The following is a 23,252-nucleotide window of genomic DNA, read 5'->3' as shown; positions in this document are numbered from 1 at the left end:
GCCGTCACGGGCCTACCGGGCGGCCTGGGACCCCCGGCTGCGCCAGGAGTCTCTACCGGCCGTACGAGGCCCGCTGAGCCCTTACGAGCCTGCCCCGGTGCCTCCGCCGCCCGGCATGCCGACAGCAGTGGTGATGACCTCGTCGATCAGGCCGTACACCTTGGCCTCCTCCGCGTCGAACCAGCGGTCGCGGTCCGAGTCACGGGTGATCTGCTCGACCGACTGGCCGGTGTGGAAGGAGGTGAGCTCTGCCATGCGCTTCTTGGTGTGCAGCAGCCGCTCGGCGTGGATCTTGATGTCCGACGCGGAGCCGGCGAGGCCGGCCGAGGGCTGGTGGATCAGGATCTCGGCGTTGGGCAGGGCGAAGCGCTTGCCCGGCGTGCCCGCGCTGAGCAGGAACTGGCCCATGGAGGCCGCCATGCCCATGGCGACCGTCACCACGTCGTTCTTGATGAACTGCATGGTGTCGTAGATCGCCATGCCCGCCGTGATGGAACCACCAGGGCTGTTGATGTACAGGTAAATGTCCTTGTCCGGGTCGGCGGCAAGGAGCAGCAGCTGTGCGGTGATCTTGTTGGCGATGTCGTCGTCCACCGGCTGGCCGAGGAAGATGATCCGCTCGTTGAGCAGCCGGTTGTAGACCTGGTCACCGAGGCCGCCACCGATGGAAGGCTCGCCGGCGGCGGAGGGCATCAGATTCGTCACGTATCCACCTGCTCGTCTTACGACGGCGCGGAGCCGTCTCACGTGTTCTGCTGGGGCGTGGGACCCCGCGCGTCCCCCTGCGGGGCGGCTTCGGGGACTCCCCTGCCCTCGTATTCATGGACCCTAACGCGCAGGCAGTCGGGTGCCATCCCGCTTCCGCGGGTGTTCGCTGTCAGCGCATGGAGGTTGGCTGTGCGGTGACCGGTGGCCGACGGCCGTCACGAACCGCGCCCCGGACCCCTGTGAGATCACGGTAGCCCCGACGGCTGTGGGCCGCCTCCGATCGGCCGCGCCCGGGGCCGCTCGGGCCCCTTGCGGCCACGGGGGCGCGGTCCCCCTCGCGGCGGTTCATGGCGGGTTACGGCGGCCTATGGAGACGGGCCCCGGGACGCGTGGTGCGTCCCGGGGCCCGTCGGTGGCCGGTGGCCCCAGCGAGAGTGGGGCCGGTGGTCCAGGAGGGTTACGCCTCCGGCTTCTCCTCGGCGGCCTCGGCGGCCTCGGCGGCCTCAGCGGTCTCCGTGGAGCCCTCCGCCTCGTCCTCGTCGTCCAGGTCGACGATCTCGCCGTTGGTGTCCTTCACCGTGGCGGCCTCGACGACGACCGCCAGGGCCTTGCCGCGGGCGACCTCGCCGACCAGCATCGGAACCTGGCCGCCCTCGACGACCGCCTGGGCGAACTGGTCGGGGGACATGCCGGAGGAGGCCGCACGCCGCATGAGGTGCTCGGTCAGCTCCTCCTGGTTGACGTTGAGCTTCTCCTTGTTGACGAGCTCGTCGAGCACGAACTGCGTCTTGATGCCCTTGACCGCGGCCTCGCGCGTCTCGGTCTCGAACTCCTCGGCCGTCTTGCCCTGGATCTCCAGGTAGCGGTCGAGGGTCAGGCCCATCTGACCGAGCTGGTGGTGCTCGAGGTTGTGCTTACGGGTGTTGATCTCGTCCTCGAGGAGCTTCTCGGGGACCGGGACCTCGACCAGCTCCAGCAGCTTGTCCAGGACACGCTCCTGGGCCTGGGTGGCCTGGTCGTACTGCTTCATGTTCGCGAGGCGCTTGCGGCTGTCCGCCTTCAGCTCCTCCAGCGTGTCGAACTCGGACGCGAGCTGCGCGAACTCGTCGTCCAGCTCCGGCAGTTCACGGGCGGCGACCTGGGTGACCTTGACCGTCACCTCGGCCTCCTGGCCGGCCGCCGAGCCGCCCTTCAGCTCGGAGGCGAAGGTGCCCGACTCGCCGGCCGAGAGGCCCTTCACGGCGTCGTCGATACCGTCCAGCAGCTCACCGGAGCCGATGGTGTACGAGACGTCGCTGGCGACGCCGTCCTCCAGGACCTCGCCGTCGACCTTGGCCTCCAGGTCGATGGTGACGACGTCGCCGTCCTCGGCGGCGCGCTCGACCGGGGTCGTCGACGCGAAGCGCTCGCGCAGCTGCTCGACAGACTTCTCGATGTCCTCGTCGGTCACCTCGACCGCGTCGACCTCGACCTCGATGCCGGAGTAGTCCGGGATCTCGATGGTCGGGCGGATGTCGACCTCGGCGGTGAAGGACAGCACCTCGTTGTCCTTCAGCTCCTTGATGTCGACCTCGGGCTGGCCCAGCGGGTTCAGCTCGGCCTCGTTGACCGCCTCGGTGTAGAACTTGGGAAGCGCGTCGTTGACGGCCTCCTCCAGCACCGCACCGCGGCCGAACCGCTGGTCGATGACGCGGGCCGGGATCTTGCCCTTGCGGAAGCCCTTCACCGTGACCTGCTGGTTGATCTTCTTGTACGCCGCGTCGAGGCTGTCCTTGAGCTCCTCGAAGGGCACCTCAACAGTGAGCCGAACCCGGGTCGGGTTCAGGGTCTCGACGGCGCTCTTCACGGTTCGGTCTCCTTGTGGCTGACTTCTTGGGGTTCTGCGGGTTCTGCCGAGTTGCCGCGCCCTGACGGGCGCTGCCTTCGGCGGATCAGCGGGCCCCTGCCTGAGAGACATGGCAGTGCAGACACACGGGCGCGCAGCTTGCATAGTAACCGGAGCCGCGGGGCGCCCCAAAAGGCGATCATGCGAGGCGGGGCCGGACGGCGCCTGCCGGTTGGTCGGGGTGGCGGGATTTGAACCCACGGCCTTCCGCTCCCAAAGCGGACGCGCTACCAAGCTGCGCCACACCCCGTCTGGTGCGACACGTAGGGTACATGCCCGAACAGGCCACGTCGGCCGCTTTGCCGACCGGCGGCGGCACGGACCGACGCGTTGGCCTACGGGGCGGGCGACCCGCTACGATGCCTCCTGTGCCGCGGTCACTGACCTGCGGCGCGTCCGTTGCGGGCGTAGCTCAATGGTAGAGCCCTAGTCTTCCAAACTAGCTACGCGGGTTCGATTCCCGTCGCCCGCTCTGTATGGCTCAGGGCCAGGTCGGAGGGTTGATCCTCTGTCTGGCCCTGATGCGTTTCGGACCTTGATCCGCCCTTGCGTGCCCGCCGCGTGCCCGTTCGTGGCGCATCCGGGTCGGCGAGGGGGCTGCGGTCGGCGGTACGTCGGGGCATGATGATCCGATGACTTCCTGGCTGAGCAGCCGGAGCGCATGGTTGCTCGTACTGCTTTTATGGGCGATCACGCTGGCAGCCGCCCTGATCGGAATTGCGTTCGATCGGGCCTTCCTTGAACGACCCCCTCTGGGGCCGTTCGCCGCTCGCCTCCCTTTGACAGTGGGCGGCACTTTCTTCCTCGCCGTCGTCGGCGCCGGGGGGTTGCGCCGCAGACGGCGGCAGCAGGACGGATGAGGTGGAGCCGGCCCGGCTGTTCTTCGGTCCAGGTCGGCGTCTCGGCAGGTCGGCAGGGGCGCATGCGCGCCGTCTTCCGGACCGGCTACGCGGCTCAGTCGCCGCCCAGCAGCGGGCTCAGGAACGCGATGATCAGACAGAGCCCCGCGCCCAGCAGCAGAACGACCCCTGCCTGCCCGACGCGGAGCCCTGCGCTGCCGGTGGGGCCGGCGCGGAACTCGGGTCGGCCGGAGGGGTTCGTCCGGGAGGCGAATCCGGCCCCTCCGAAGGCGAACAGCGCCGCCCCGAACAGGGTCAGCGCCGCGTACCCCTCGGCGCGGGCCGGGCTGATCCGCACATAGGAGCCGGTGTGCACCCGGTCGAGGCGGATGCTCTCCCCCGCGGCCAGGGACGGGTTCACGACGATATGGGCCGCCGGGTCGAGGGAGCGGCCGCCGTCCGGGCGGAAGGTGCCGGTGCAGCGGATCTCGGGCTTCACCCGGCCGGCCTCCGCGCAGGAGGCGACGGTGAGCCTGCCGGGCTCGCCCAGCAGACCGAGGGCGTGGCCGGCCTGGTAGCCGCCGAAGGCCATCAGCCCCATCCCGATCAGCACGAACACGACGAGGTACGCCGACGCCCGGGCCGGGCTCACCGGCCGCGACGGCCCGTGGTTCGAGATCACCGGTGCCATGCGTCGCTCCTCTGACCAGGGAATCCCGTACAGACGTCAGGTGACGGTACAGGGCGGGTCCGGGCCGGGGCCGACCGGCTGGGGGCGGCTCCGATCGGCTCCGCACGACGGATGGAGCGGAGCGCGTCCGGCGGGGCCGCGCCTGCCGCGTCCGGTCGGAACCTGATCGATCAGAAGCTGATCGAGTTGATGGTCTCCGCTATCGAGTTCAGGAAGCGGCTGATGGACGGGGCCATGCCGGTCGAGGCGAGGAAGAAGCCGAACAGGATCGCCACGATCGCCGGACCGGCCTTGATCGAGCCCCCTCGGATCAACACCACCAGGATGATCGCCAACAGCAGCACCACTGACAGTGAAATGGCCACAACTGATCACACCCTCGGTCGGTCCGCTCTCCCGGCCCGGGGGCGCCAACCCCTCGCACCCCCGCCAGAACCATGGTGCCACCAACAGGCCCGCCCTATGCGGCCCGTGAGGCATCGTCGGTCCCCTCAGCCGCGCGGGCCGCGCGAGCGCATCGCCGAACGATCGTTAACTCGGGGTTCCCGCACAGCAATTCGGGGGATGCCCGGCAGGAATTACCTCCGATCGTTTCCATGCCCACACATCGCGTTCGCAGGTAATTCGAATAACCCTCTCATGTCTTCCTCATGTCCCGTTCACGGCCGCCATCTTCAGACATTCCGCCAGAGTCACCCGCGGGCGATATGCCCTCTTTAGTCGGCATGAATGTGGACACAACACCCGTATGCGGTAAGAAAATCGGCGGAACTCCGAGCGTTTCCCCGAGTGATCAGCAGTGTGTGGCAGAACACGCCGCCGCAATGCCCAACCCATCGAATCCTGGGTACCCGCAGGGGATAACCAATATTCGCATCCAGGGTTTTACGAGAGCCCGCAGACAACGCTAGGGTGCCTCAGATGTTCCACGCCGCCTCGTCCTCCTCAAGAGCAACAGGCCCATCGTCGGCACCGCACGCACGCGCGCCCCTCCCCCCGGTGCGGTCCCCCGCGGACGGAGTCCCGAGTCCGCGTACCGCAGAACCCGCCGAGCCGCCCGCGAAGCAGCGTGACGCCTTCTTCGACAACGCCAAGTACCTGGCGATCGTGCTGGTGGCCATGGGCCACTCCTGGGAACCGCTGAAGGGCGGCAGCCACGTCCTGCAGGCGGCGTACATGTGCGTCTACGCCTTCCACATGCCCGCGTTCATCGTCATCTCCGGCTATTTCTCGCGCAGTTTCGACATGCGCCCCGACCGGCTGAAGCGGCTGGTGACGGGTGTCCTGGTGCCGTACGTCGTGTTCGAGACGGCGTACGTCCTCTTCAAACGCACCGTCGGCGGGGAGCCCAGCCTGCCGATCAGCCTGCTCGACCCCTGGTATCTGACCTGGTTCCTGGCCGCGCTCTTCATCTGGCGGATGACCACCCCGCTCTGGAAGCTGGTCCGCCACCCCGTCCCGCTGGCCGTCGTGATCGCCATGCTGGCGTCCGTCTCCCCCGACATCGGTGACGACCTCGACCTCCAGCGGGTGCTGCAGTTCCTGCCGTTCTTCGTCATCGGCCTGTCCATGAAGCAAGAGCACTTCCAGCTGGTACGGCGCCGCGTCGTGCGGATCCTGGCGGTGCCGGTGTTCGCCGGTGCGCTCGCCGTGGCGTGGTGGGCGGTACCGCGGATGAACCCGGGCTGGTTCTACCACCGCGACAGCGCACAGGAGTTGGGCGCGCCGTGGTGGTGCGGCCCGCTGATGGTGCTCGCGCTGCTGGGCTGCTCGCTGCTCCTCACCGCCTGCTTCTTCGCCTGGGTGCCGGGCCGGAAGATGTGGTTCACGACGCTGGGCGCGGGCACGCTGTACGGCTATCTGCTGCACGGCTTCTTCGTGAAGGGCGCCGACTACCAGGGGTGGTACGACGCGGCCTGGCTGCACCGGCCCCTGGGCGAGGTGGTCGTGACGCTGCTCGCGGGCGCGGTGGTGACGCTGCTGTGCACGCCCCCGGTGCGCCGGGTGTTCCGGTTCGCGATGGAGCCGCGGATGGACTGGGCGTTCCAGAGGGACGCGGCGGCGCTGGCCCGCGAACGGGCGACGGCCTGAGCGCAGGGCCCGCCGCCCGGCATCGTACGAAGGCACCCCCCGCACCGCCTCCGACCGCTTCCGGATCGAGGACAGGACCGCCTCCGCGCCAGGGACACGGGCGCGGAGGCGGTCTTCGTGTGTCGCCGCGTCCAGCGGATTGAGCGGATTCAGTGGATGAGCGGGTTCAGCGGGTCACCGGAGTCAGCGGATCACTGCCTGGGCCGTCGGGCCCTCCCGGCAGATCAGCAGCAGCGCCCGGTCGTCGTTGACGTCCTTCGCCACTGCCTCGATCAGATGCCAGGCGGCCCCGCGGAAGCCGCCCGCCACATAGCGGTCGGCCTCGCCCATGAGGCGGTCCATGCCCTCGACGATGTCGCGGTCGGCCGTCTCCACCAGGCCGTCCGTGAACAGCATCAGCACATCGCCGGGGCGCAGGGTGCCCTTCACGGAGTCGAACTGGGCGCCGTCGTAGACCCCGAGGAGCGGGCCCTCCGCCACTTTCTCCTCCCAGCGGCCGCTGCCCGCGCTGAGCTGGAGGCCCGGCGGATGGCCGGCCGAGTACAGCTCGTAGTCGCCCGACTCCAGTTCCAGGACCAGATGGATGGAGGTCGCGAAGCCCTCGTCCCAGTCCTGACGGAGGAGATAGCCGTTGGCGGCGGGCAGGAAGGCGTGCGGCGGGAGCGAGCCCAGCAGTCCGCCGAACGCCCCGGACAGCAGCAGGGCGCGTGAGCCGGCGTCCATACCCTTGCCCGAGACATCGGTGAGGACGACCTCCAGGGTGCGGCCCCCGTTCGTGCGGGCCGCGACCACGAAGTCGCCCGAGAACGACTGTCCGCCCGCGGGTCTGAGCGCCATCTCGCGGTGCCAGCCGAGCGGCAGCTTCGGCAGCTTGCTCTGGACCCGGATGCGTTCGCGCAGGTCGAAGAGCATGGTGCCGCCGCGCCGCCAGGGCACGCCGACCCGGCTGCGGAACTGCGCGATCAGCAGCCCGAAGAACCCGCAGGCCGCGACCACGAGCACGATCCCGGGGGTGACCCGGGACGGGCCCTCCGTGTACGGGCCGAGCTTGACCGACTCGACGATCAGCGCGGTGGCCGCCGCGGCGTACAGACCGAGCAGGCTGGAAGGGCGCAGCAGCAGACCGCCGGCGACGATCGGCAGGACGAGCACGGCCGGCGAGCACCAGACGGGATCGACCAGGGTGGTGGCCGCGATCAGGGGAACCATCAGCAGCAGACCGGCCAGCGCCACCCAGTCCGAGCCGTCCCCGCGGAAGTAGTCCACGGCGGATCTGCGCATGCCGGTGCGGGCCCGGTGCCACTGCTTCCTCAACCGGGCCGTGAACGTCTCGGCCTCTCCGCGCCGCTCTCGTCCTGCTGCCATTGATTCGGGACCCTATCCATCGGACCAGGTGCTTGGCACGGGAGGTCCCACTTGTCCCCCGTCCGAGCGCTCAACTTCACAGGAACCGGGCCCTTGTGACCGGGGGGAAATCCACTCGCTCGTCCCGCATTGCCCTGGTAGGCATGGTCTATGACGACGGACGTGCGGGTGCTGCGGCAGAACGAGTGGGACGACTGGTACGGCAATCTCGTCCGGGCCTTCGGCGGGACGGAGGAATCGGCCGAAGAGCAGGCGCTGTTGAAGGAACTCACCGATTTCGACCGTTCCTTGGGCGTATGGGACGAAGAGGTGTGCGTGGGCACGGCGGGGGCGTACCGTTTCCGCCTCACGGTCCCCGGCGGCGCCCCCGTCCCGACGGCGGGCATCACGATGGTGGGCGTCGCGGCGACGCACCGCCGGCGCGGGGTGCTCACATCGATGATGCGCCGACAGCTGGACGACATCCGTGACTGGGGCGAGCCGCTCGCGGTGCTGACCGCGTCCGAGCCGGCGATCTACGGCAGGTTCGGGTACGGCGTCGGGACCTTCCAGCTCGGCGCGGAGATCGACACGAGCCGGGTGCACCTGTCCGTTCCGCCCGGCACGGATGACGTACGACTGCGGTACGCGGCGCCCGCCGACGTCCTCGACGCGTGCGAGGCGGTGTACGCGCGGCTGGTGCCCGGCCGCCCCGGCATGCCGGCGCGGGAGCCCGGCTGGGAGCGGGTGGCGCTGCTCGACCCGCCGGGCGGACGGGACGGGGCGTCGGCGTTGCAGTGTGTGGTCGCCGAGCGGGACGGCGAGATCACGGGGTACACGCGCTTTCGCACCCGGCTCGACTGGGGCGTCACCGGGCACAACGGCACGGTCACCCTGTCGGATCTGGCCGCGCTCGATCCGGCGACGGACGCGGCGCTGTGGCGTTTCCTGTTCGGCATCGATCTGACGACGACGCTGGCCGTGCACGGCCGGCCGGTGGACGAGGCCTGGCAGCATCTGGTGTCCGACATCCGGCGGTGCACGCCGCGAGTGCGGGACGCGCTCTACGTACGACTCGTCGACGTCGGCGCGGCGCTTCAGGCGCGGACATATCAGGCGCCGGTGGACGTGGTGTTCGAGGTGGCGGACGCCTTCTGTCCGTGGAACGAGGGGCGTTGGCGGCTCATCGGGGACGCGAAGGGCGCGTCCTGTGCGCGCACGACGGACGCCGCCGATCTCGCCCTGTCGGTACGCGAGCTGGGGTCGGCGTACCTGGGCGGGGTGTCGCTCACGACGCTGGCGGCGGCCGGACGGGTGAGGGAGCTGCGGCAGGGGGCGCTGGCGGAGGCGTCGCTCGCGTTCGGCTCGACGGTGGCGCCCTGGCTGCCGCACGGGTTCTGACGCAACCGGCAGCGGCCCGGTCCCGGTCCCGACGGCGCCGGTTCGGGCCCCGGCCGGGCGGCTATCTCTTCTGGCAGCCCGGACACCAGAAGAGATTGCGGGCGGCGAGACCGGCGGTGCGGATCTCGCCCCCGCAGACATGGCAGCACAGGTTCGCCCTGCGGTACACGTACACCTCGCCGCCGTGGTCGTCCACGCGCGGCGGGCGGCCCATGGCCTCGGGGGTGTGTTCGGGGCGGACGGTGTCGATGCGGTTGTTGCGGACGCCCTCGCGCATCAGGCCGACGAGGTCGGCCCAGATCGTGTCCCACTCGGCCGGGGAGATGTCCTTGCCGGGGCGGTAGGGGTCGACGCCGTGCCGGAAGAGGACCTCGGCGCGGTAGACGTTGCCGACTCCGGCGATGACCTTCTGGTCCATGAGCAGCGCGGCGATGGTCGTACGGCTGCGGGAGACGCGGCGGTAGGCGGCCGCGGGGTCGGCGTCGTCGCGGAGCGGGTCGGGGCCGAGACGGGCGTGCAGCGCGTCCTTCTCCTCGTCCGTGATCAGCGCGCAGGTGGTGGGGCCGCGCAGGTCGACGTACGAGGCGGGGTTCGCCAGGCGGAGGCGGACCGTGTCGGTGGGCGGGGGCGCGGGGGCGTCGCCGAAGGTGACCTTGCCGAACAGGCCGAGGTGGATGTGCACCCAGTCGCCGCCGCGGAAGCCGAGGAAGAGGTGCTTGCCGTGGGCGTCGGCGGTGTGCAGTGCGGCGCCGTCGAGCAGGGCGGCGGCGTCGGCGAACTTGCCCTGGGGGCTGGAGACGGTGACGGGGCCGCCGGCGAACCGTGCGGCGTAGTCCTCGGCCAGCCGGTGAATCGTGTGCCCCTCCGGCACCCTTGCCCCACCTTTCAGATCATCGGCACGCCGGACGCCGGGGCGCCGCAGGGGCACCCCGGCCCCGGTTCAGGCACCCCGGACGCCGGGCGGGCGGTCAGTCCTGCGGGTGGTGGGCGGGGATCGGCGGCAGGTCGCCCGTGGTCTCGTAGTCCGCGAGCATGTCGATGCGCCGCACATGCCGCTCGTCACCCGAGAACGGCGTCGCCAGGAACGTCTCGACGAACTTCGTCGCCTCGTCCTGCGTGTGCATGCGCGCACCCACCGCGACGACGTTCGCGTTGTTGTGCTGGCGGCCGAGGGACGCCGTCTCCTCGCTCCAGGCGAGGGCCGCACGGACCCCCTTCACCTTGTTCGCGGCGATCTGCTCGCCGTTGCCCGAGCCGCCGATCACGATGCCGAGGGAGTCGGGGTCGGCCGCGGTGCGCTCCGCCGCGCGGAGGCAGAACGGCGGGTAGTCGTCCTGGGCGTCGTAGATGTGGGGCCCGCAGTCGACGGGCTCGTGGCCGGCGGACTTGAGCCACTCGACGAGGTGGTTCTTCAGTTCGAAGCCGGCATGGTCGGAGCCGAGATACACGCGCATGACCCGAGTGTGTCACGCCTGCCGTCGGTCGGCTTCGCGGGGTTCCGGGCGAAATAGATGTGAGCTACACCATTGAAGCTCAAGAAAACCTCAAGTAACAATCCGGATTCAAAGGTTTCCGAATTTCTTCGCCTCCGATTCACTGGACCGGCTCGTACACCGCTCGTATGAGCCCCCGTACTTCTGGCGCCCTCGCCCCCGTACGGGGCCCGCGTTCGTACGTGCGTGTGTCCCCCACATCCCCGTACACCCGGCTCAAAGGAAATTTCCTTCATGACCTCGCAGCCGACCCCCACCAAGGCCGGAAATGCTCCCGGCTCCGCCGGAGAACCCGACGGCGGTCTCCAGGCCGGACTCAAGAACCGCCATCTGTCGATGATCGCCATCGGCGGCGTCATCGGCGCCGGCCTGTTCGTCGGATCCAGTAGCGGAATCGCCACCGCCGGCCCCGGCATCCTGCTCTCCTACGCCCTCGTCGGCACGCTCGTGGTGCTGGTGATGCGCATGCTGGGCGAGATGTCCGCCGCGAACCCCACCTCCGGCTCCTTCTCCGCGCACGCGGACCGCGCCCTCGGCCGCTGGGCCGGCTTCTCGATCGGCTGGCTGTACTGGTTCTTCTGGGTGGTCGTGCTGGCCGTGGAGGCCACCGCGGGCGCCAAGATCCTCCAGAGCTGGATCCCCGCCGTGCCCCAGTGGGGCTGGGCCCTCATCGTGATGATCGTGCTGACCGCGACCAACCTGGTCTCCGTCGGCTCCTACGGTGAGTTCGAGTTCTGGTTCGCCGGGATCAAGGTCGTGGCGATCGGTGCCTTCATCGTGGTCGGCGCCCTCGCCATCTTCGGTGTGCTGCCCGGCGTGCACAGCGACAAGGCGGGACTGAGCAACCTGACCGCGCACGGCGGCTTCCTGCCGCACGGTCCCGGGGCGATCCTCACCGGTGTGCTGCTCGTCGTCTTCTCGTTCATGGGCAGCGAGATCGCCACGCTGGCGGCCGGCGAGTCCGAGGACCCGCAGCGTGCGGTGACCAAGTCGACCAACAGCATCATCTGGCGCATCGGCGTCTTCTACCTGGGCTCGATCCTCGTGGTCGTCTCCCTGCTGCCGTGGAACGACCCGTCGATCAAGGACAAGGGCTCCTACGTCGCCGCCCTGGACTCCCTCGGGATCGCGCACGCCGGCGAGATCATGAACTTCATCGTGCTGACGTCGGTGCTGTCCTGTCTGAACTCCGGGCTCTACACGGCCTCCCGCATGGCCTTCTCGCTGGGAAGGCGCGGCGACGCGCCGAAGGCCTTCGCCCGCACCACCCGCCGTGGCGTGCCGATGGCGGCGATCGTCGTCTCCGTCCTCTTCGGCTTCCTGGCGGTGTTCTTCAACTACAAGTTCCCGGACTCCGTCTTCCTCTTCCTGGTGAACTCCAGCGGTGCGGTCGCCCTGTTCGTCTGGCTGGTCATCTGCTTCTCGCAGCTGCGGATGCGGAAGATCATCCAGCGTGAGGCACCGGAGAAGCTGGTCGTGAAGATGTGGCTGTACCCGTACCTGACCTGGGCCGCCGCCGCACTGATCGTGTTCGTCCTCGGCTACATGCTGACCGACACCGAGCACGACGGACGCGAGACGGTGCTGCTGTCGCTGCTCGTGGCGGCGGTCGTGCTCGTGATCGCCGTGGTGAAGCAGAAGCTGGGCGGCGGCCGGACCGCCGACGCCACGGTGGACGCGGAGCAGGCGCGGGCCGAGGTCGGCGCCTGATCAGCAGGTGAGTGAGCTGGTGCTGCGACCGGAAAGGCCACAGCACAAGGCGTAAGGGAAGGGCCCCGCGGCGTAAGGCCGCGGGGCCCTTCTGTGTTTCCGGGGACGAACGGGGTCCGGGCTCGGGGGTGCCGTACGAAAACGGCGGGGCCGGGCGTGCTGCCCGGCCCCCGTACCGCGGGATCTCGGATGGTGCGGTTACGTCACTTCCTGACGAGCTTCCAGGCGGTGGGCAGCAGGCCCATCGCCAGGGCCGCCTTGAGGGCGTCGCCGATCAGGAACGGGGTGAGCCCGGCCGCGATCGCGGCGTGCGCGGACATACCGGTGGCCAGCGCCAGGTACGGGACGCCGACCGCGTAGATGATCGCCTCGCCCAGCAGCATCGCGCCGGCCGTGCGCAGCACCGAGCGGTCGGCGCCGCGGCGGGCCAGGGCGCCCACGGCGGCGGAGGCCAGCAGCATGCCGAGGACATAGCCGAAGGACGGGGCGGCGGCACCGGAGCCGCCGCCGGCGAACCACGGCACGCCGGCGACACCGGCCAGCGCGTACAGGGCGAGCGACAGGAAGCCGCGGCGGGCGCCGAGCGCCGTGCCGACGAGCAGCGCGGCGAAGGTCTGGCCGGTCACCGGCACCGGGGAGCCCGGCACGGGCACCGAGAGCTGCGCGGCGAGTCCGGTGAGCGCGGCACCGCCGACCACGAGGGCGACGTCACGCACGCGGGAGGCGGGCAGCAGGTCGGCGAGGACCTCGCCGGGGCGGGCAACTGTGGCGGTGGCGGTGCTCATGGGAACTCACTCCGGCGGTGGGGACGGTTCGGGACACCGTGACGCTATCCCAGGGCCGGTGAGCCGATCACCGTCAGCGCTCGACAAAGGCCGGATCCGGGAGTTGGTGGGCTGTGCACAAAAACCGGGGCTTACACACGATGCGGCGTGATTCCGGTCACTGAGGTGACGGCGGTGACACTGGTGGGCTCCGCCCGAGGGCAACTGTAGGGATTCACCAACCGCATGGCACTCCTCAGGGCTCCCGTCTCGCCCGTCGGTCGCCGTCTGGGCAGTGGTGAACCGTTTTGCTAGCTTCGAGCCCATGGTTGCCCAGGCCCGGAATCTCACGTCGCGTCGCTATGTCGACCTGCGACGCCAGGGCACGGCCACCTGTCGCCCCCTGCTGTGAGGCGGGCGGAGCGGCTCCGGCGCGCCTCCAGTGTTCGAAGACGGCGCAGTGTCGGACCCGTTCCCTGAGGAAGCCCCATGCCCCGAACCGCAAGCCTCCCCGCCCCCTCCCCCGTGCCCCGTGCAGCCGCCCGCGACCGGCGCAGGACCAACGCGAGCGTCGTCCTGCGGTCCGTGCTGGAACACGGACCGGTGGCGCGCAGCACCATCGCCCGGCTCACCGGGCTGTCGCCGGCGTCGGTGACGGACTACTGCGCCCGGTTCACCGACATCGGGCTGATCCGTGAGGCGGCGGCGCCCCGGCGTTCGGGCGGGGTGGGCCGTCCGCATGTACCGGTCGACCTCGACGACTCCCGGTTCGTGGTGGGCGGGGTGCATGTGGCGGTGCCGTACACCACCGTCGCCCTGCTGGACCTGCGCGGGCGGGTGCTGATCGAGCGGCGGCTCGCGCACGAGCACACCGACCCGGAGCGGGTGCTGACGCGGGCCGCCGACGGGCTGCGGGCGTTGCTCACGGGCAGCGAGGCGGGCACGCCCCTGGGGGTGGGGGTGGCGGCCGGCGGTTGGGTGGACCGGGACTCGGGGACCATCGTCGAACATGCGCTGCTGGGCTGGCGGGAGGTGCCCGTGCGGGAGTTGCTCGGCGCCGCCACCGGGCTGCCGGTGCACATCGACGGGCATGCGCGGGCCCTGGTCAACGGGGAGCGACTGTTCGGGCGGGCGCGCGGCAGCCGCAGTGTGCTGCATCTGTTCGTGGGCAACGTGGTCGACGCGGCCTTCGCCACCCATGGCCAGGTGCACTACGGGCCGCGCTCCCAGGCCGGGGCGATCTCCCATCTGCCGGTACCGGGCGGGACCGAGCCGTGCGACTGCGGACGCGTCGGCTGCCTCCAGGTCGAGCTGAGCGAGCGGACGCTGTGCCGGCGGGCCCGGGAGGCGGGTGTCATCGACGGGGCGAACCCGATGCACCTGGTCACCGCGGCGGCGGCCGGCGACCGGGCGGCCGTACGGCTGCTGGTGGACCGGGCGCGGGCGACCGGGCGGGCGGCTGGGCTGCTGCTCGACGTGCTCAATCCGGAGACGGTCGTGGTCACCGAGGTCGGCGTGATGCACCGGGAGGACTGTCTGTCGGCACTGCGAGAGGCGGTCGGAACGGACCGGGCGGCGGCGGTCCTGCCGACGAGTTTCCCGGGTTCCGTACTGGCCGTGGCGGGCGGCTCGGTGGCTCTGGACGTGCTCTACAGGGATCCGCTGGGCGCCTCCACCTGATCGGAATTAATTCAGAAACTCGGAATGTTGACACGCCTCTTCGGGGCCGGGAGCATCGTGTTCATGAGCCCGCGCATGATCTGTCGCACCCTTTGTTGCTGACACATTGACACCCTGACGTCTCGTCAGGCGATGCTCTGCGGCGCCTTCACCTTCCTTTGCTTTCTCTTCTCCTCGCTCCCCGCGATTTCCTTTCCCGGGCTGTGTCGAGCCCGGAATTCCTCTGTCACGTCACGCCTGTCCTGTGAACCAGGGAGTCCTCCCATGCCTTCTCCGCCCGCGTCCGGTGTCGACCGGCGTCTGTTCCTCACCTCTGTGCTCGGTCTCGCCGCCGGTGCCGCCGGGCTGACCGGCTGCGCGGGAAGCAGCGCCGCGGCCGGGACCTCGGGGGCCGGGGCCTCCTCGGCCCCGCTCGCGGACCGGGTCCCGGCCGGTACGAGCCTGAAGATCGCCTCGTACCAGAACGTCCAGCAATTGCAGTTCAAACTGGCGCACCTTCGCGCGCTGCCGTTCACCGTGTCGAGTTGGGTGAACATCGGGGCGGGACCGGACGTGATCAACGCCTTCCGCGCCAAGTCGCTCGACCTCGCCAACAACGCGGGAATCCCGCCGATCCAGGCGCACTATCAGGGTTTCGACGCAAAGATCGTCGCGATCGACATCACCCGCAAGCCCAACTATCTCTTCGCCACGAAGCCCGGCAGCGACATCCGCACCGTCGCGGATTTCAAGGGAAAGAAGCTCGCCTTCTCCCAGGGGCAGGCCCAGGGAGTCGTGCTGCTGCGCGCGCTGAAGAGGGCCGGCCTGAGGTACGACGACGTCCAGTTGGTGCCGCTCACCAGCAACCAGTTCCTCACCGCGTTGCAGTCCGGCCAGGTGGACGTCGCCCCGCTCGCCAACAACCAGGCGCCGGCGTATCTGAAGCTGTACGCGTCCAAGGGCGCCCGGACGGTCCCCACCGAGGTGGTCGACCTGCTCAATCTCCTGTGGGCGCCCGCCCCGGTGCTGAACGACCCCGCGAAGGCCGCCGCGATCGCCGCGTACATCCCGCAGTGGGCGAAGGGCCAGGTGTGGCAGTGGGAGCACCCGGACCTCTGGAACCGGGAGTTCTACGTCGGGACGCAGAACCTGACCCTGGCCCAGGCCGAGTCCATCACCAGGCTCGCCAACAAGCCGTTGTTCCCGCCGAGCTGGGACGAGGCGATCGCCTGGGAGCAGGAGACCGCCGATCTGCTGGCCGAGGGCGGCTTCGTGAAGAAGTTCGACGTCCGCTCGCTCTTCGACCGGCGCTTCGAGGGCCTCGCGGCGAAGGCCGTGTCCGCGGAGTACCGGAGGTGAGCGCCGTGACCACGACGACCACGACCACGGCCGCGGCACCCGCGGCGCCCTCCGCTCCGCCCGCGCGACGCAGGCGCCGCGGTCTCGCCCCCGGCAGGCCGCTGCCCGCCGCCCGCCTCCTCGGCCCGCTTCTGCTCCTCGCCCTGTGGGCCGCAGCCTCCGCCGCCGGCCGCCTGGACCCGGCCGCGATCCCGGCCCCGTGGACGGTTCTGAGGACCGGGGTCCGTCTGTGGACCGACGGCACGCTGTCCACGGATGTGCTGACCTCGCTGCGGCGGGCCGCCTACGGCTTCGCGCTCGGACTGACCGCCGGGGTGCTGCTCGCGCTCGCCTCCGGACTCAGCCGGACCGGTGAGGCACTGATCGACGGGACCGTGCAGCTCAACCGGGCGATCCCGACCCTCGGTCTGATCCCGCTGTTCATCCTCTGGCTGGGCATCGGCGAGACCTTCAAGATCGCGATCATCGCCATCGTCGTCTACGTCCCGGTCTATCTGAACACGCATGCCGCCCTGTCCGGCATCGACAGCCGCTTCGTCGAACTCGCGGAGGTGCAGGGCCTGTCGAGGTACCGGTTCATCCGCCAGATCGTGATCCCCGGCGCGCTGCCCGGCTTCTTTGTCGGGCTGCGGCTCGGCGTGACCGGCTCCTGGCTGGGTCTGGTGGTGCTGGAGCAGATCAACGCCACCAGCGGCCTCGGCTATCTGATGTTCCAGGCCCAGAACTACGGCCAGACGGACGTCATCCTCGTCGGCCTGGCGATCTACGGCATCTTCGGCCTGGCCTCCGACAGCGCGGTCCGCATCGTCGAACGGAGGGTGCTGTCGTGGCGACGCACACTGAGCAGCTGACCCGCCCCGCCGTCCGCATCCAGGGCCTGACCCGGTCCTACGACGGCCGCAAGGTCCTCGACGGCATCGATCTCGATCTGCCCGCCGGCCAGTTCACCGCCCTGCTCGGGCACAGCGGCTCGGGCAAGAGCACCCTGCTGCGGGCGATCGCCGGCCTCGACCACAAGGTCGACGGCGACGGTCGGCTCACCGCGCCGGAGCGGGTCTCCGTGGTCTTCCAGGACTCGCGGCTGCTGCCCTGGCGCCGGGTGCTGGACAACGTCCTGCTGGGCACGGACGGCAAGGAGGCCGCCGAACGCGGCCGGGCCGCCCTCGCCGAAGTGGGCCTGGGAGGCCGGGAGCGGGCCTGGCCGGGCGAGCTGTCCGGCGGCGAGGCCCAGCGCGCGGCCCTGGCCCGCTCCCTGGTCCGGGAGCCCGAACTGCTGCTGGCCGACGAACCGTTCGGCGCGCTGGACGCGCTCACCCGGATCAGAATGCACGGCCTGCTGCGGCAGCTGTGGCAGCGCCACCGGCCGTCCGTGCTGCTCGTCACCCACGACGTGGACGAGGCGATCGTGCTCGCCGACCGCGTCCTCGTCCTCGACCGGGGCCGGATCGGCCTCGACCTGACCATCGACCGCCCGCATCCGCGCTCGTACCGGGACCCGCTCCTCGGCGCGTACCGGGAACGGCTGCTCGCCGCGCTGGGCGTCACGGAGGATCCCGCATGACCCGTCAGCTGCATCTCAACGCGTTCCTGATGAACACCGGCCACCACGAGGCGTCGTGGCGGCTCCCGGAGAGCGACCCGCACGCTCATGTGGACCTGGCCCACTACGTCGGTCTCGCTCGGATCGCCGAGCGCGGCACCTTCGACTCGCTGTTCCTCGCGGACAGCCCCCAGCTGTGGGGCGGTGTGGCGCAGCGCCCCTCCGGCGCCCTGGAGCCCCTCACCCTGCTCACCGCCCTGGCGACGGCCACCGAGCACATCGGGCTGATCGCCACGGCGTCCACCTCGTACAACGCGCCCTACAACCTGGCCCGCAGACTCGCCTCGCTGGACATCCTCAGCGGCGGCCGGGCGGGCTGGAACATCGTGACCACCGCGGGTGCCGAGGCCGCCCGCAACTTCGGTGCCGAGCACGAGCCCGCGCACGCCGAGCGCTACGCCCGCGCCGCCGAGTTCCTCGACGTGGCGCTGAAGTTGTGGGACAGCTGGGAGGACGATCTGATCGTCGCCGACAAGGCGGCGGGCGTGTGGGGCGACGACGCCAAGCTGCATCCGCCACGGCACCGGGGCACGTACTTCAGCGTCGAGGGCGCCCTCAACGTGCCGCGCTCGCCGCAGGGTTATCCGCTGCTGGTGCAGGCGGGCTCCTCCGAGGACGGCAAGCGGTTCGCGGCCCGGTACGCGGAGGCGGTGTTCACCGCCCAGCAGACGCTGGACGGCGCGCAGGCCTTCTACGCCGACCTCAAGTCCCTCACCCGGGCGGCCGGCCGGGACCCCGACCACATCAAGGTGCTGCCCGGCATCGTCCCGGTGCTCGGCTCCACGGAGGCCGAGGCGCGGGCGAACGAGCGGGTCCTCGAGGAGCACATCGTGCACGAGCACGGCCGCGACCGGCTGGAGAACCTGCTGCGTCTGAAGCCCGGCAGCCTCGACCTGGACGCCGGACTTCCCTCCGATCTCCCGCCCGAGAGCTCGATCGAGGGCGCCAAGAGCCGTTACACGCTCGTGGTGGAGCTGGCCCGGCGCGAGCGGCTGACCGTGCGGCAGCTGATCGGACGGCTCGGCGGCGGGCGCGGGCACCTCACCTTCGCCGGGACGCCCGAGCAGGTCGCGGACGCCATCGAGACATGGTTCACCCAGGGTGCGGCCGACGGCTTCAACATCATGCCCGCGCTGCTGCCCTCCGGCCTGGAGGCCTTCGTCGAGCATGTCGTCCCGCTCCTGCGCGCCCGGGGCCTGCTCCGCGCCGAGTACGGCCCGCGCCGGACCCTGCGGGAGCGCTACGGCCTCCCGCGGCCCGCCAACCGGTACGTCACCGACCGCACCTCCGCACTCGCCACCGCCTGACCGCACTCGCCACCGCCTGACCGCCCTCGCCACCGTCTGAAAGGACCCGCCATGCCGGCCATCGAGATCCACAAGGTCACCGCGAACATCGGCGCACGGATCGTCGGCGTCGACCTCTCCAAACCCCTCGACGAGGAGACGGCCGCCGCCGTCCGGGAGGCCCTCAACGTCCACAAGGCGCTCGTCTTCGACGAGGTGAACCTCGACGACGAGGGCCAGCAGGCGTTCGCCCGCCACTTCGGGGACCTCACCACCGCCCACCCGACGGTGCCCGCCGTCGAGGGCGCCCCGAACGTGCTGCCCGTGGACAGCGAGCGGGGCCGCGCCAACCACTGGCACACCGATGTGACCTTCGTCCTCAATCCGCCGCAGGCCAGCACCCTGCGCTCGCTCACAATCCCGCCGTACGGCGGCGAGACCCTGATCGCCAACGCCGCGGCCGCCTATCGCGACCTGCCGGAACTCCTGCGCCGCCTCGCCGACACCCTGTGGGCGGAGCACACCAACGACTACGACTACGCGGTGCCGGACGAGGCGATCGACGAGGAGAAGGCCGCCCAGCGCGCCCAGTTCACCTCGATCAGGTACCGCACCGCCCACCCGGTGGTGCGCGTCCACCCCCTGACCGGCGAACGGGGGCTGTTCATCGGCGGGTTCGCCCAGCGGATCGCCGGCCTGTCGGTGCCCGAGTCCCGCAGGATCCTGGACCTGCTCCAGGCGTATGTCACCCGGCCGGAGAACATCCTGCGCTGGCGCTGGTCGGAGAACCAGCTCGTGCTGTTCGACAACCGCATCACCCAGCACTACGCCATCGACAACTACGACGGCCTGCCGCGCCGTCTGAACCGGGTGACCGTCGCCGGTGACATCCCGGTCGGCGTGGAGGGCAAGGAGAGCTATGTGATCGAGGGGGACGCCTCGCACTACACGACGATCGCCGCGTAACGGGAGATTCACCTTCCGTACAGCCGACGTCCGGATAGTGGGCAGCTTCTCCGCCGGAGCGGAGAGGCTGCCCAGACTGTGGGGGTTTTTGCCCGACTCTTGCAATTGGACGAGGCGCCCATGCCCCACACGACCGTCGAGACACCACCGGAGACCGGCGTCGCCCTGTCGCACGGACTGAAGCAGCGCCATCTGTCGATGATCGCCCTCGGCGGTGTGATCGGCGCCGGACTGTTCGTGGGCTCCGGCGCGGGTATCGCCGCCGCCGGCCCGTCGATCGTGATCGCGTACGCCGTCTCCGGTCTGCTCGTCATGCTGGTGATGCGGATGCTCGGCGAGATGTCGGCCGCCCATCCCTCCTCGGGCTCCTTCTCCGCGCACGCCGAGCGGGCGATCGGCCCCTGGGCGGGCTTCACCGCGGGCTGGTCGTTCTGGGTGCTGCTGTGCACGGCCGTCGGCCTGGAGGGCATCGGCGCCGCGAAGATCGTGACCGGCTGGCTGCCGGGGACGCCTGAGTGGGCGTGGGTGGCGCTGTTCATGGTCGTCTTCTGCGGTGCGAACCTGGCCGCGGTGAAGAACTTCGGCGAGTTCGAGTTCTGGTTCGCGGCGCTCAAGGTCGGTGCGATCACGCTGTTCCTGGTGCTCGGCGTGCTGGCGATCGCCGGGGTGCTGCCCGGCACCGACTCCCCGGGCGCCTCGAACCTCAGCGACTTCCTGCCCCACGGCAGCCAGGGCTTCGTCATCGGACTGCTCGCGTCGGTGTTCGCGTACGGCGGTCTGGAGACCGTCACCATCGCCGCGGCGGAGTCCCCGGATCCGGTCCGGGGCGTGGCGGGCGCGGTCCGTACGGCGATGTGGCGCATCGCGGTCTTCTACATCGGTTCGATGGCGGTCATCGTCACCCTCGTCCCGTGGCACGACAAGGAGGTCGTCGGGAAGGGCCCGTACGTGGCGGCCCTCGACCACCTGGGCATTCCGGGCGCCGGACGACTGATGAGCGTGGTGGTGCTGGTCGCGCTGCTGTCCGCGATGAACGCCAACATCTACGGCTCCTCGCGCATCGCGTACTCGCTGGTGCAGCGCGGCCAGGGCCCGAAGGCGCTGGGCCGGGTCTTTGGCGGTGTGCCCCGGGCCGCCGTGCTGACCTCGTCGCTGTTCGGTTTCGGCTGTGTCGTGCTCAGCTACTGGCGGCCGAACGACGTCTTCCCCTGGCTGCTGAACATGATCGGCGCGGTGATCCTGGTCGTCTGGTTCTTCATCGCGGTCTCGCAGCTGCGTATGCGCCGCCGGCTGGAACAGGAGACGCCCGAGCGGCTGGTCGTGCGGATGTGGGCGTTCCCGGTGCTGACCTGGGTCGCGCTGGCGGGCATGACGGCGATCTTCGTACTGATGGCCCGGCAGCCGGACACCCGGGTGCAGCTGTACTCGACGGGCGGCATGACGCTGTTCCTGGCCGTGCTGGGCTACGCCCGGCAGCGGGCACGCGCCCGGGACTGACGCCGTCCCCTCCTTCGACCGGCAAGGCCCTCACGTCGACACGTGGGGGCCTTCCTCTTGCCCGCCCCGGCCCCGCCCTGCTCTTTTTGTTGCTAGCGTGTACTTGCAAGCTCTTTGCAATAAGAGGTAGGAGAGGACCCCCATGCCCGTCTACACGCTGCCCGAGCTGCCGTACGACTACGCCGCGCTCGCCCCCGTGATCAGCCCCGAGATCATCGAGCTGCACCACGACAAGCACCACGCGGCGTATGTGAAGGGTGCCAACGACACCCTGGAGCAGCTCTCCGAGGCGCGGGACAAGGAAGCGTGGGGCTCGATCAACGGCCTGGAGAAGAACCTGGCCTTCCATCTCTCCGGCCACATCCTGCACTCGATCTACTGGCAGAACATGAGCGGTGACGGCGGCGGGGAGCCGCTGGAGCAGGACGGCGTGGGCGAGCTGGCCGACGCCATCGCCGAGTCGTTCGGTTCGTATCAGCAGTTCAAGGCGCAGCTGTCCAAGGCCGCCGCGACCACGCAGGGCTCGGGCTGGGGCGTCCTCGCCTATGAGCCGCTCAGCGGCCGGCTGATCGTCGAGCAGGTCTACGACCACCAGGGCAACGTCGGCCAGGCGGCCACCCCGATCCTGGTCTTCGACGCCTGGGAGCACGCCTTCTATCTGCAGTACCGCAATCAGAAGGTGGACTTCATCGAGGCCATGTGGCAGGTCGTGAACTGGCAGGACGTGGCCCGGCGCTACGCGGCCGCCAGGTCCCGGACCGACGTGCTGCTGCTCGCCCCCTGAGGGCGGCGTGAAGCGTCCTGCCCGTGATCGTCTTCTCACCGTTTCACCGGCAGGCGGATGAAGGGAAGACCCCCGCGAGGACCTGACTCGCGGGGGTCTTCCGGTAGCGGGGGCTCCGGGGCATGGTGGCCGGATGCCGATGGACTACTGCTACACCTGTGACGCCGATCAGCCCCATCGCGTGCTCAACCGTGCCGAGCAGGCCTGGCTCGAGGAGCGGCTGGGCCGCGCGGCCGTGCGCGAGTTCCGGATGTGCGCGGCCGTGCTGGACGCCGATACCGGCAGACAGTGCCGCAACCTGCGCACCGGCGGGAACAAGAAGCCCTTCGCCCGGCCCATCCGGGTGCCCGTCCTGGAGTGAACACGGCGGTGCGGGCCGCCGGGGTCGTACGCCCGCGCGGTCCGCACCGGGTGTCCTACAGGTTGCTGAAGTCCGGGCCCTTCGTCCGGGTGCGCTTGATCTCGTAGAAGCCCGGGACCGAGGCGACCGCCAGAGTGCCGTCCCACAGCTTCGCGGCGTCCTCGCCCTTGGGGGCGGGGGTGACCACCGGGCCGAAGAAGGCGATCTGCTCGCCGTCGGCGCCCGGGACCGCGATCACCGGGGTGCCCACCTCCTGGCCGACCTTCTCGATGCCCTCCTTGTGCGAGGCGCGCAGCTCGGCGTCGAACTCGAAGTCCTCCTGCTCGGCGTAGTCGATCAGGTCCGCGGGCAGGCCGACCTCGTCGAGCGCCGCGGCGATGGCCTCCAGCGTCGGGCCCTCACCCTGGTTGTGGAAGCGGGTGCCGAGGGCCGTGTACAGCGGGCCGAGGACGTCGTCGCCGTGCTTCTGCCAGGCCGCGGTCACCACGCGCACCGGCTTCCACGCCTTGGTGGCCAGCATCTCCCGGTACTCCTCGGGCAGCTGGTCCAGCTTGTCCTCGTTGAGCACGGCAAGGCTCATGATGTGCCAGCGGACCTCGATGTCCCGGACCTTCTCCACTTCCAGGACCCAGCGGGAGGTCATCCAGGCCCAGGGGCACAGCGGGTCGAACCAGAAGTCGACGGGGGTCTTGCCGGAAGCGGTCACGGTCTCGGACATGACTCTCCTAGAAGCGCGGTCGTTTACCGGGCAACATCACAGGCCGCCCCGCCCATTCCCGGAATCGCTCATGAGGTGCGCCCCGGTGTCCGGTGT

The 23,252-nt window shown here is 70.2% G+C and carries 21 protein-coding genes and 2 tRNA genes; 13 read left to right on the top strand and 10 right to left on the bottom strand.

Going from position 1 to position 23,252, the window contains the following annotated elements; all coding sequences use genetic code 11:
• Positions 1 to 81: 81 nt before the first annotated feature.
• The 3 genes from AB0L95_RS15020 to AB0L95_RS15010 all read right to left on the bottom strand — a co-directional run bounded on the left by AB0L95_RS15020 (position 82) and on the right by AB0L95_RS15010 (position 2,843).
• Complete coding sequence (locus AB0L95_RS15020) at positions 82 to 693, bottom strand: ATP-dependent Clp protease proteolytic subunit (RefSeq protein ID WP_365161915.1); 612 nt, start codon at positions 691 to 693, stop codon at positions 82 to 84.
• 472 nt (positions 694 to 1,165) lie between these two features.
• Positions 1,166 to 2,554 (bottom strand): trigger factor, encoded by a 1,389-nt coding sequence (tig, locus tag AB0L95_RS15015; RefSeq protein ID WP_365161873.1) that lies wholly within the window; start codon positions 2,552 to 2,554, stop codon positions 1,166 to 1,168.
• Positions 2,555 to 2,766: 212 nt separating this feature from the next.
• A tRNA-Pro gene (locus AB0L95_RS15010) sits at positions 2,767 to 2,843 on the bottom strand.
• 151 nt (positions 2,844 to 2,994) lie between these two features.
• Here AB0L95_RS15010 and AB0L95_RS15005 point away from each other — a divergent pair.
• A tRNA-Gly gene (locus AB0L95_RS15005) sits at positions 2,995 to 3,065 on the top strand.
• Between the two features lie 482 nt (positions 3,066 to 3,547).
• Here the strand turns inward: AB0L95_RS15005 and AB0L95_RS15000 are convergent.
• Complete coding sequence (locus AB0L95_RS15000; RefSeq protein ID WP_365161871.1) at positions 3,548 to 4,123, bottom strand: hypothetical protein; 576 nt, start codon at positions 4,121 to 4,123, stop codon at positions 3,548 to 3,550.
• Between the two features lie 170 nt (positions 4,124 to 4,293).
• Entirely contained in the window at positions 4,294 to 4,488 is a 195-nt protein-coding gene (locus AB0L95_RS14995; protein ID WP_311696973.1) for a hypothetical protein, read from the bottom strand.
• A gap of 556 nt (positions 4,489 to 5,044) precedes the next feature.
• On the opposite strand from AB0L95_RS14995, the gene AB0L95_RS14990 reads away from it, so the two are divergent.
• A complete protein-coding gene (locus tag AB0L95_RS14990; RefSeq protein ID WP_365161869.1) occupies positions 5,045 to 6,214 on the top strand; it encodes an acyltransferase family protein in 1,170 nt (389 codons plus the stop codon).
• A 183-nt stretch (positions 6,215 to 6,397) separates the two neighbouring features.
• On the opposite strand, the gene AB0L95_RS14985 is transcribed toward AB0L95_RS14990, so the two are convergent.
• Complete coding sequence (locus AB0L95_RS14985; protein WP_365161867.1) at positions 6,398 to 7,579, bottom strand: PP2C family protein-serine/threonine phosphatase; 1,182 nt, start codon at positions 7,577 to 7,579, stop codon at positions 6,398 to 6,400.
• A gap of 150 nt (positions 7,580 to 7,729) precedes the next feature.
• Between AB0L95_RS14985 and AB0L95_RS14980 the strand changes: the two genes are divergently transcribed.
• Positions 7,730 to 8,959 carry a GNAT family N-acetyltransferase gene (locus AB0L95_RS14980; RefSeq protein ID WP_365161865.1) on the top strand — a complete coding sequence of 410 codons (1,230 nt, stop codon included), beginning with the start codon at positions 7,730 to 7,732 and terminating at the stop codon, positions 8,957 to 8,959.
• Between the two features lie 61 nt (positions 8,960 to 9,020).
• On the opposite strand, the gene AB0L95_RS14975 is transcribed toward AB0L95_RS14980, so the two are convergent.
• Positions 9,021 to 9,830 carry a DNA-formamidopyrimidine glycosylase family protein gene (locus AB0L95_RS14975; RefSeq protein ID WP_365161863.1) on the bottom strand — a complete coding sequence of 270 codons (810 nt, stop codon included), beginning with the start codon at positions 9,828 to 9,830 and terminating at the stop codon, positions 9,021 to 9,023.
• A 97-nt stretch (positions 9,831 to 9,927) separates the two neighbouring features.
• The gene (locus AB0L95_RS14970; RefSeq protein WP_365161861.1) at positions 9,928 to 10,413 is read right to left on the bottom strand and encodes a ribose-5-phosphate isomerase; all 486 of its coding nucleotides are present in this window, start codon (positions 10,411 to 10,413) and stop codon (positions 9,928 to 9,930) included.
• A gap of 273 nt (positions 10,414 to 10,686) precedes the next feature.
• On the opposite strand from AB0L95_RS14970, the gene AB0L95_RS14965 reads away from it, so the two are divergent.
• The gene (locus AB0L95_RS14965; protein ID WP_365161859.1) at positions 10,687 to 12,162 is read left to right on the top strand and encodes an amino acid permease; all 1,476 of its coding nucleotides are present in this window, start codon (positions 10,687 to 10,689) and stop codon (positions 12,160 to 12,162) included.
• 203 nt (positions 12,163 to 12,365) lie between these two features.
• On the opposite strand, the gene AB0L95_RS14960 is transcribed toward AB0L95_RS14965, so the two are convergent.
• The gene (locus AB0L95_RS14960) at positions 12,366 to 12,947 is read right to left on the bottom strand and encodes a biotin transporter BioY (RefSeq protein WP_365161858.1); all 582 of its coding nucleotides are present in this window, start codon (positions 12,945 to 12,947) and stop codon (positions 12,366 to 12,368) included.
• Between the two features lie 468 nt (positions 12,948 to 13,415).
• On the opposite strand from AB0L95_RS14960, the gene AB0L95_RS14955 reads away from it, so the two are divergent.
• The 9 genes from AB0L95_RS14955 to AB0L95_RS14915 all read left to right on the top strand — a co-directional run bounded on the left by AB0L95_RS14955 (position 13,416) and on the right by AB0L95_RS14915 (position 22,438).
• Positions 13,416 to 14,606, top strand: a complete 1,191-nt coding sequence (locus AB0L95_RS14955; protein ID WP_365161856.1) for an ROK family protein — start codon at positions 13,416 to 13,418, stop codon at positions 14,604 to 14,606.
• Positions 14,607 to 14,870: 264 nt separating this feature from the next.
• On the top strand, positions 14,871 to 15,944 hold the full coding sequence (locus AB0L95_RS14950) for an ABC transporter substrate-binding protein (protein WP_365161854.1): 1,074 nt from the start codon (positions 14,871 to 14,873) through the stop codon (positions 15,942 to 15,944).
• A gap of 5 nt (positions 15,945 to 15,949) precedes the next feature.
• Positions 15,950 to 16,795: an ABC transporter permease gene (locus AB0L95_RS14945; RefSeq protein ID WP_365161852.1), complete on the top strand. Its 846-nt coding sequence runs from the start codon at positions 15,950 to 15,952 to the stop codon at positions 16,793 to 16,795.
• Complete coding sequence (locus tag AB0L95_RS14940) at positions 16,771 to 17,505, top strand: ABC transporter ATP-binding protein (RefSeq protein WP_365161850.1); 735 nt, start codon at positions 16,771 to 16,773, stop codon at positions 17,503 to 17,505. Before AB0L95_RS14945 ends, AB0L95_RS14940 begins: the two co-directional genes overlap by 25 nt.
• Positions 17,502 to 18,851, top strand: coding sequence for an LLM class flavin-dependent oxidoreductase (locus AB0L95_RS14935; protein WP_365161848.1), 1,350 nt, complete (start codon positions 17,502 to 17,504; stop codon positions 18,849 to 18,851). Before AB0L95_RS14940 ends, AB0L95_RS14935 begins: the two co-directional genes overlap by 4 nt.
• Positions 18,852 to 18,902: 51 nt before the next feature.
• On the top strand, positions 18,903 to 19,796 hold the full coding sequence (locus AB0L95_RS14930) for a TauD/TfdA family dioxygenase (protein WP_365161846.1): 894 nt from the start codon (positions 18,903 to 18,905) through the stop codon (positions 19,794 to 19,796).
• A 120-nt stretch (positions 19,797 to 19,916) separates the two neighbouring features.
• Positions 19,917 to 21,293, top strand: a complete 1,377-nt coding sequence (locus AB0L95_RS14925) for an amino acid permease (protein ID WP_365161844.1) — start codon at positions 19,917 to 19,919, stop codon at positions 21,291 to 21,293.
• Positions 21,294 to 21,435: 142 nt separating this feature from the next.
• The gene (locus AB0L95_RS14920) at positions 21,436 to 22,077 is read left to right on the top strand and encodes a superoxide dismutase (RefSeq protein WP_365161842.1); all 642 of its coding nucleotides are present in this window, start codon (positions 21,436 to 21,438) and stop codon (positions 22,075 to 22,077) included.
• 133 nt (positions 22,078 to 22,210) lie between these two features.
• Positions 22,211 to 22,438 carry a hypothetical protein gene (locus AB0L95_RS14915; protein ID WP_365161840.1) on the top strand — a complete coding sequence of 76 codons (228 nt, stop codon included), beginning with the start codon at positions 22,211 to 22,213 and terminating at the stop codon, positions 22,436 to 22,438.
• A gap of 55 nt (positions 22,439 to 22,493) precedes the next feature.
• Here the strand turns inward: AB0L95_RS14915 and AB0L95_RS14910 are convergent, their stop codons facing one another.
• A complete protein-coding gene (locus AB0L95_RS14910; protein WP_365161838.1) occupies positions 22,494 to 23,156 on the bottom strand; it encodes a DsbA family protein in 663 nt (220 codons plus the stop codon).
• Positions 23,157 to 23,252 lie beyond the last annotated feature (96 nt).

The organism is Streptomyces sp. NPDC052036 (assembly GCF_040680495.1).
Classification (GTDB): Bacteria; Actinomycetota; Actinomycetes; order Streptomycetales; family Streptomycetaceae; genus Streptomyces.
The sequence above is the reverse complement of the archived record's forward strand: the minus strand, read 5'-3'. Positions and strand labels throughout refer to the sequence as shown.

Excerpts from the sequence above, each read along its gene's own strand:
- AB0L95_RS15020 (WP_365161915.1), bottom strand. The coding sequence starts at position 693 with ATGCCCTCCGCCGCCGGCGAGCCTTCCATCGGTGGCGGCCTCGGTGAC.
- AB0L95_RS15000 (WP_365161871.1), bottom strand. The coding sequence starts at position 4,123 with ATGGCACCGGTGATCTCGAACCACGGGCCGTCGCGGCCGGTGAGCCCG.
- AB0L95_RS14990 (WP_365161869.1), top strand. The coding sequence starts at position 5,045 with ATGTTCCACGCCGCCTCGTCCTCCTCAAGAGCAACAGGCCCATCGTCG.
- AB0L95_RS14985 (WP_365161867.1), bottom strand. The coding sequence starts at position 7,579 with ATGGCAGCAGGACGAGAGCGGCGCGGAGAGGCCGAGACGTTCACGGCC.
- AB0L95_RS14980 (WP_365161865.1), top strand. The coding sequence starts at position 7,730 with ATGACGACGGACGTGCGGGTGCTGCGGCAGAACGAGTGGGACGACTGG.
- AB0L95_RS14970 (WP_365161861.1), bottom strand. The coding sequence starts at position 10,413 with ATGCGCGTGTATCTCGGCTCCGACCATGCCGGCTTCGAACTGAAGAAC.
- AB0L95_RS14965 (WP_365161859.1), top strand. The coding sequence starts at position 10,687 with ATGACCTCGCAGCCGACCCCCACCAAGGCCGGAAATGCTCCCGGCTCC.
- AB0L95_RS14960 (WP_365161858.1), bottom strand. The coding sequence starts at position 12,947 with ATGAGCACCGCCACCGCCACAGTTGCCCGCCCCGGCGAGGTCCTCGCC.
- AB0L95_RS14955 (WP_365161856.1), top strand. The coding sequence starts at position 13,416 with ATGCCCCGAACCGCAAGCCTCCCCGCCCCCTCCCCCGTGCCCCGTGCA.
- AB0L95_RS14950 (WP_365161854.1), top strand. The coding sequence starts at position 14,871 with ATGCCTTCTCCGCCCGCGTCCGGTGTCGACCGGCGTCTGTTCCTCACC.
- AB0L95_RS14935 (WP_365161848.1), top strand. The coding sequence starts at position 17,502 with ATGACCCGTCAGCTGCATCTCAACGCGTTCCTGATGAACACCGGCCAC.
- AB0L95_RS14930 (WP_365161846.1), top strand. The coding sequence starts at position 18,903 with ATGCCGGCCATCGAGATCCACAAGGTCACCGCGAACATCGGCGCACGG.
- AB0L95_RS14925 (WP_365161844.1), top strand. The coding sequence starts at position 19,917 with ATGCCCCACACGACCGTCGAGACACCACCGGAGACCGGCGTCGCCCTG.
- AB0L95_RS14920 (WP_365161842.1), top strand. The coding sequence starts at position 21,436 with ATGCCCGTCTACACGCTGCCCGAGCTGCCGTACGACTACGCCGCGCTC.
- AB0L95_RS14915 (WP_365161840.1), top strand. The coding sequence starts at position 22,211 with ATGCCGATGGACTACTGCTACACCTGTGACGCCGATCAGCCCCATCGC.
- AB0L95_RS14910 (WP_365161838.1), bottom strand. The coding sequence starts at position 23,156 with ATGTCCGAGACCGTGACCGCTTCCGGCAAGACCCCCGTCGACTTCTGG.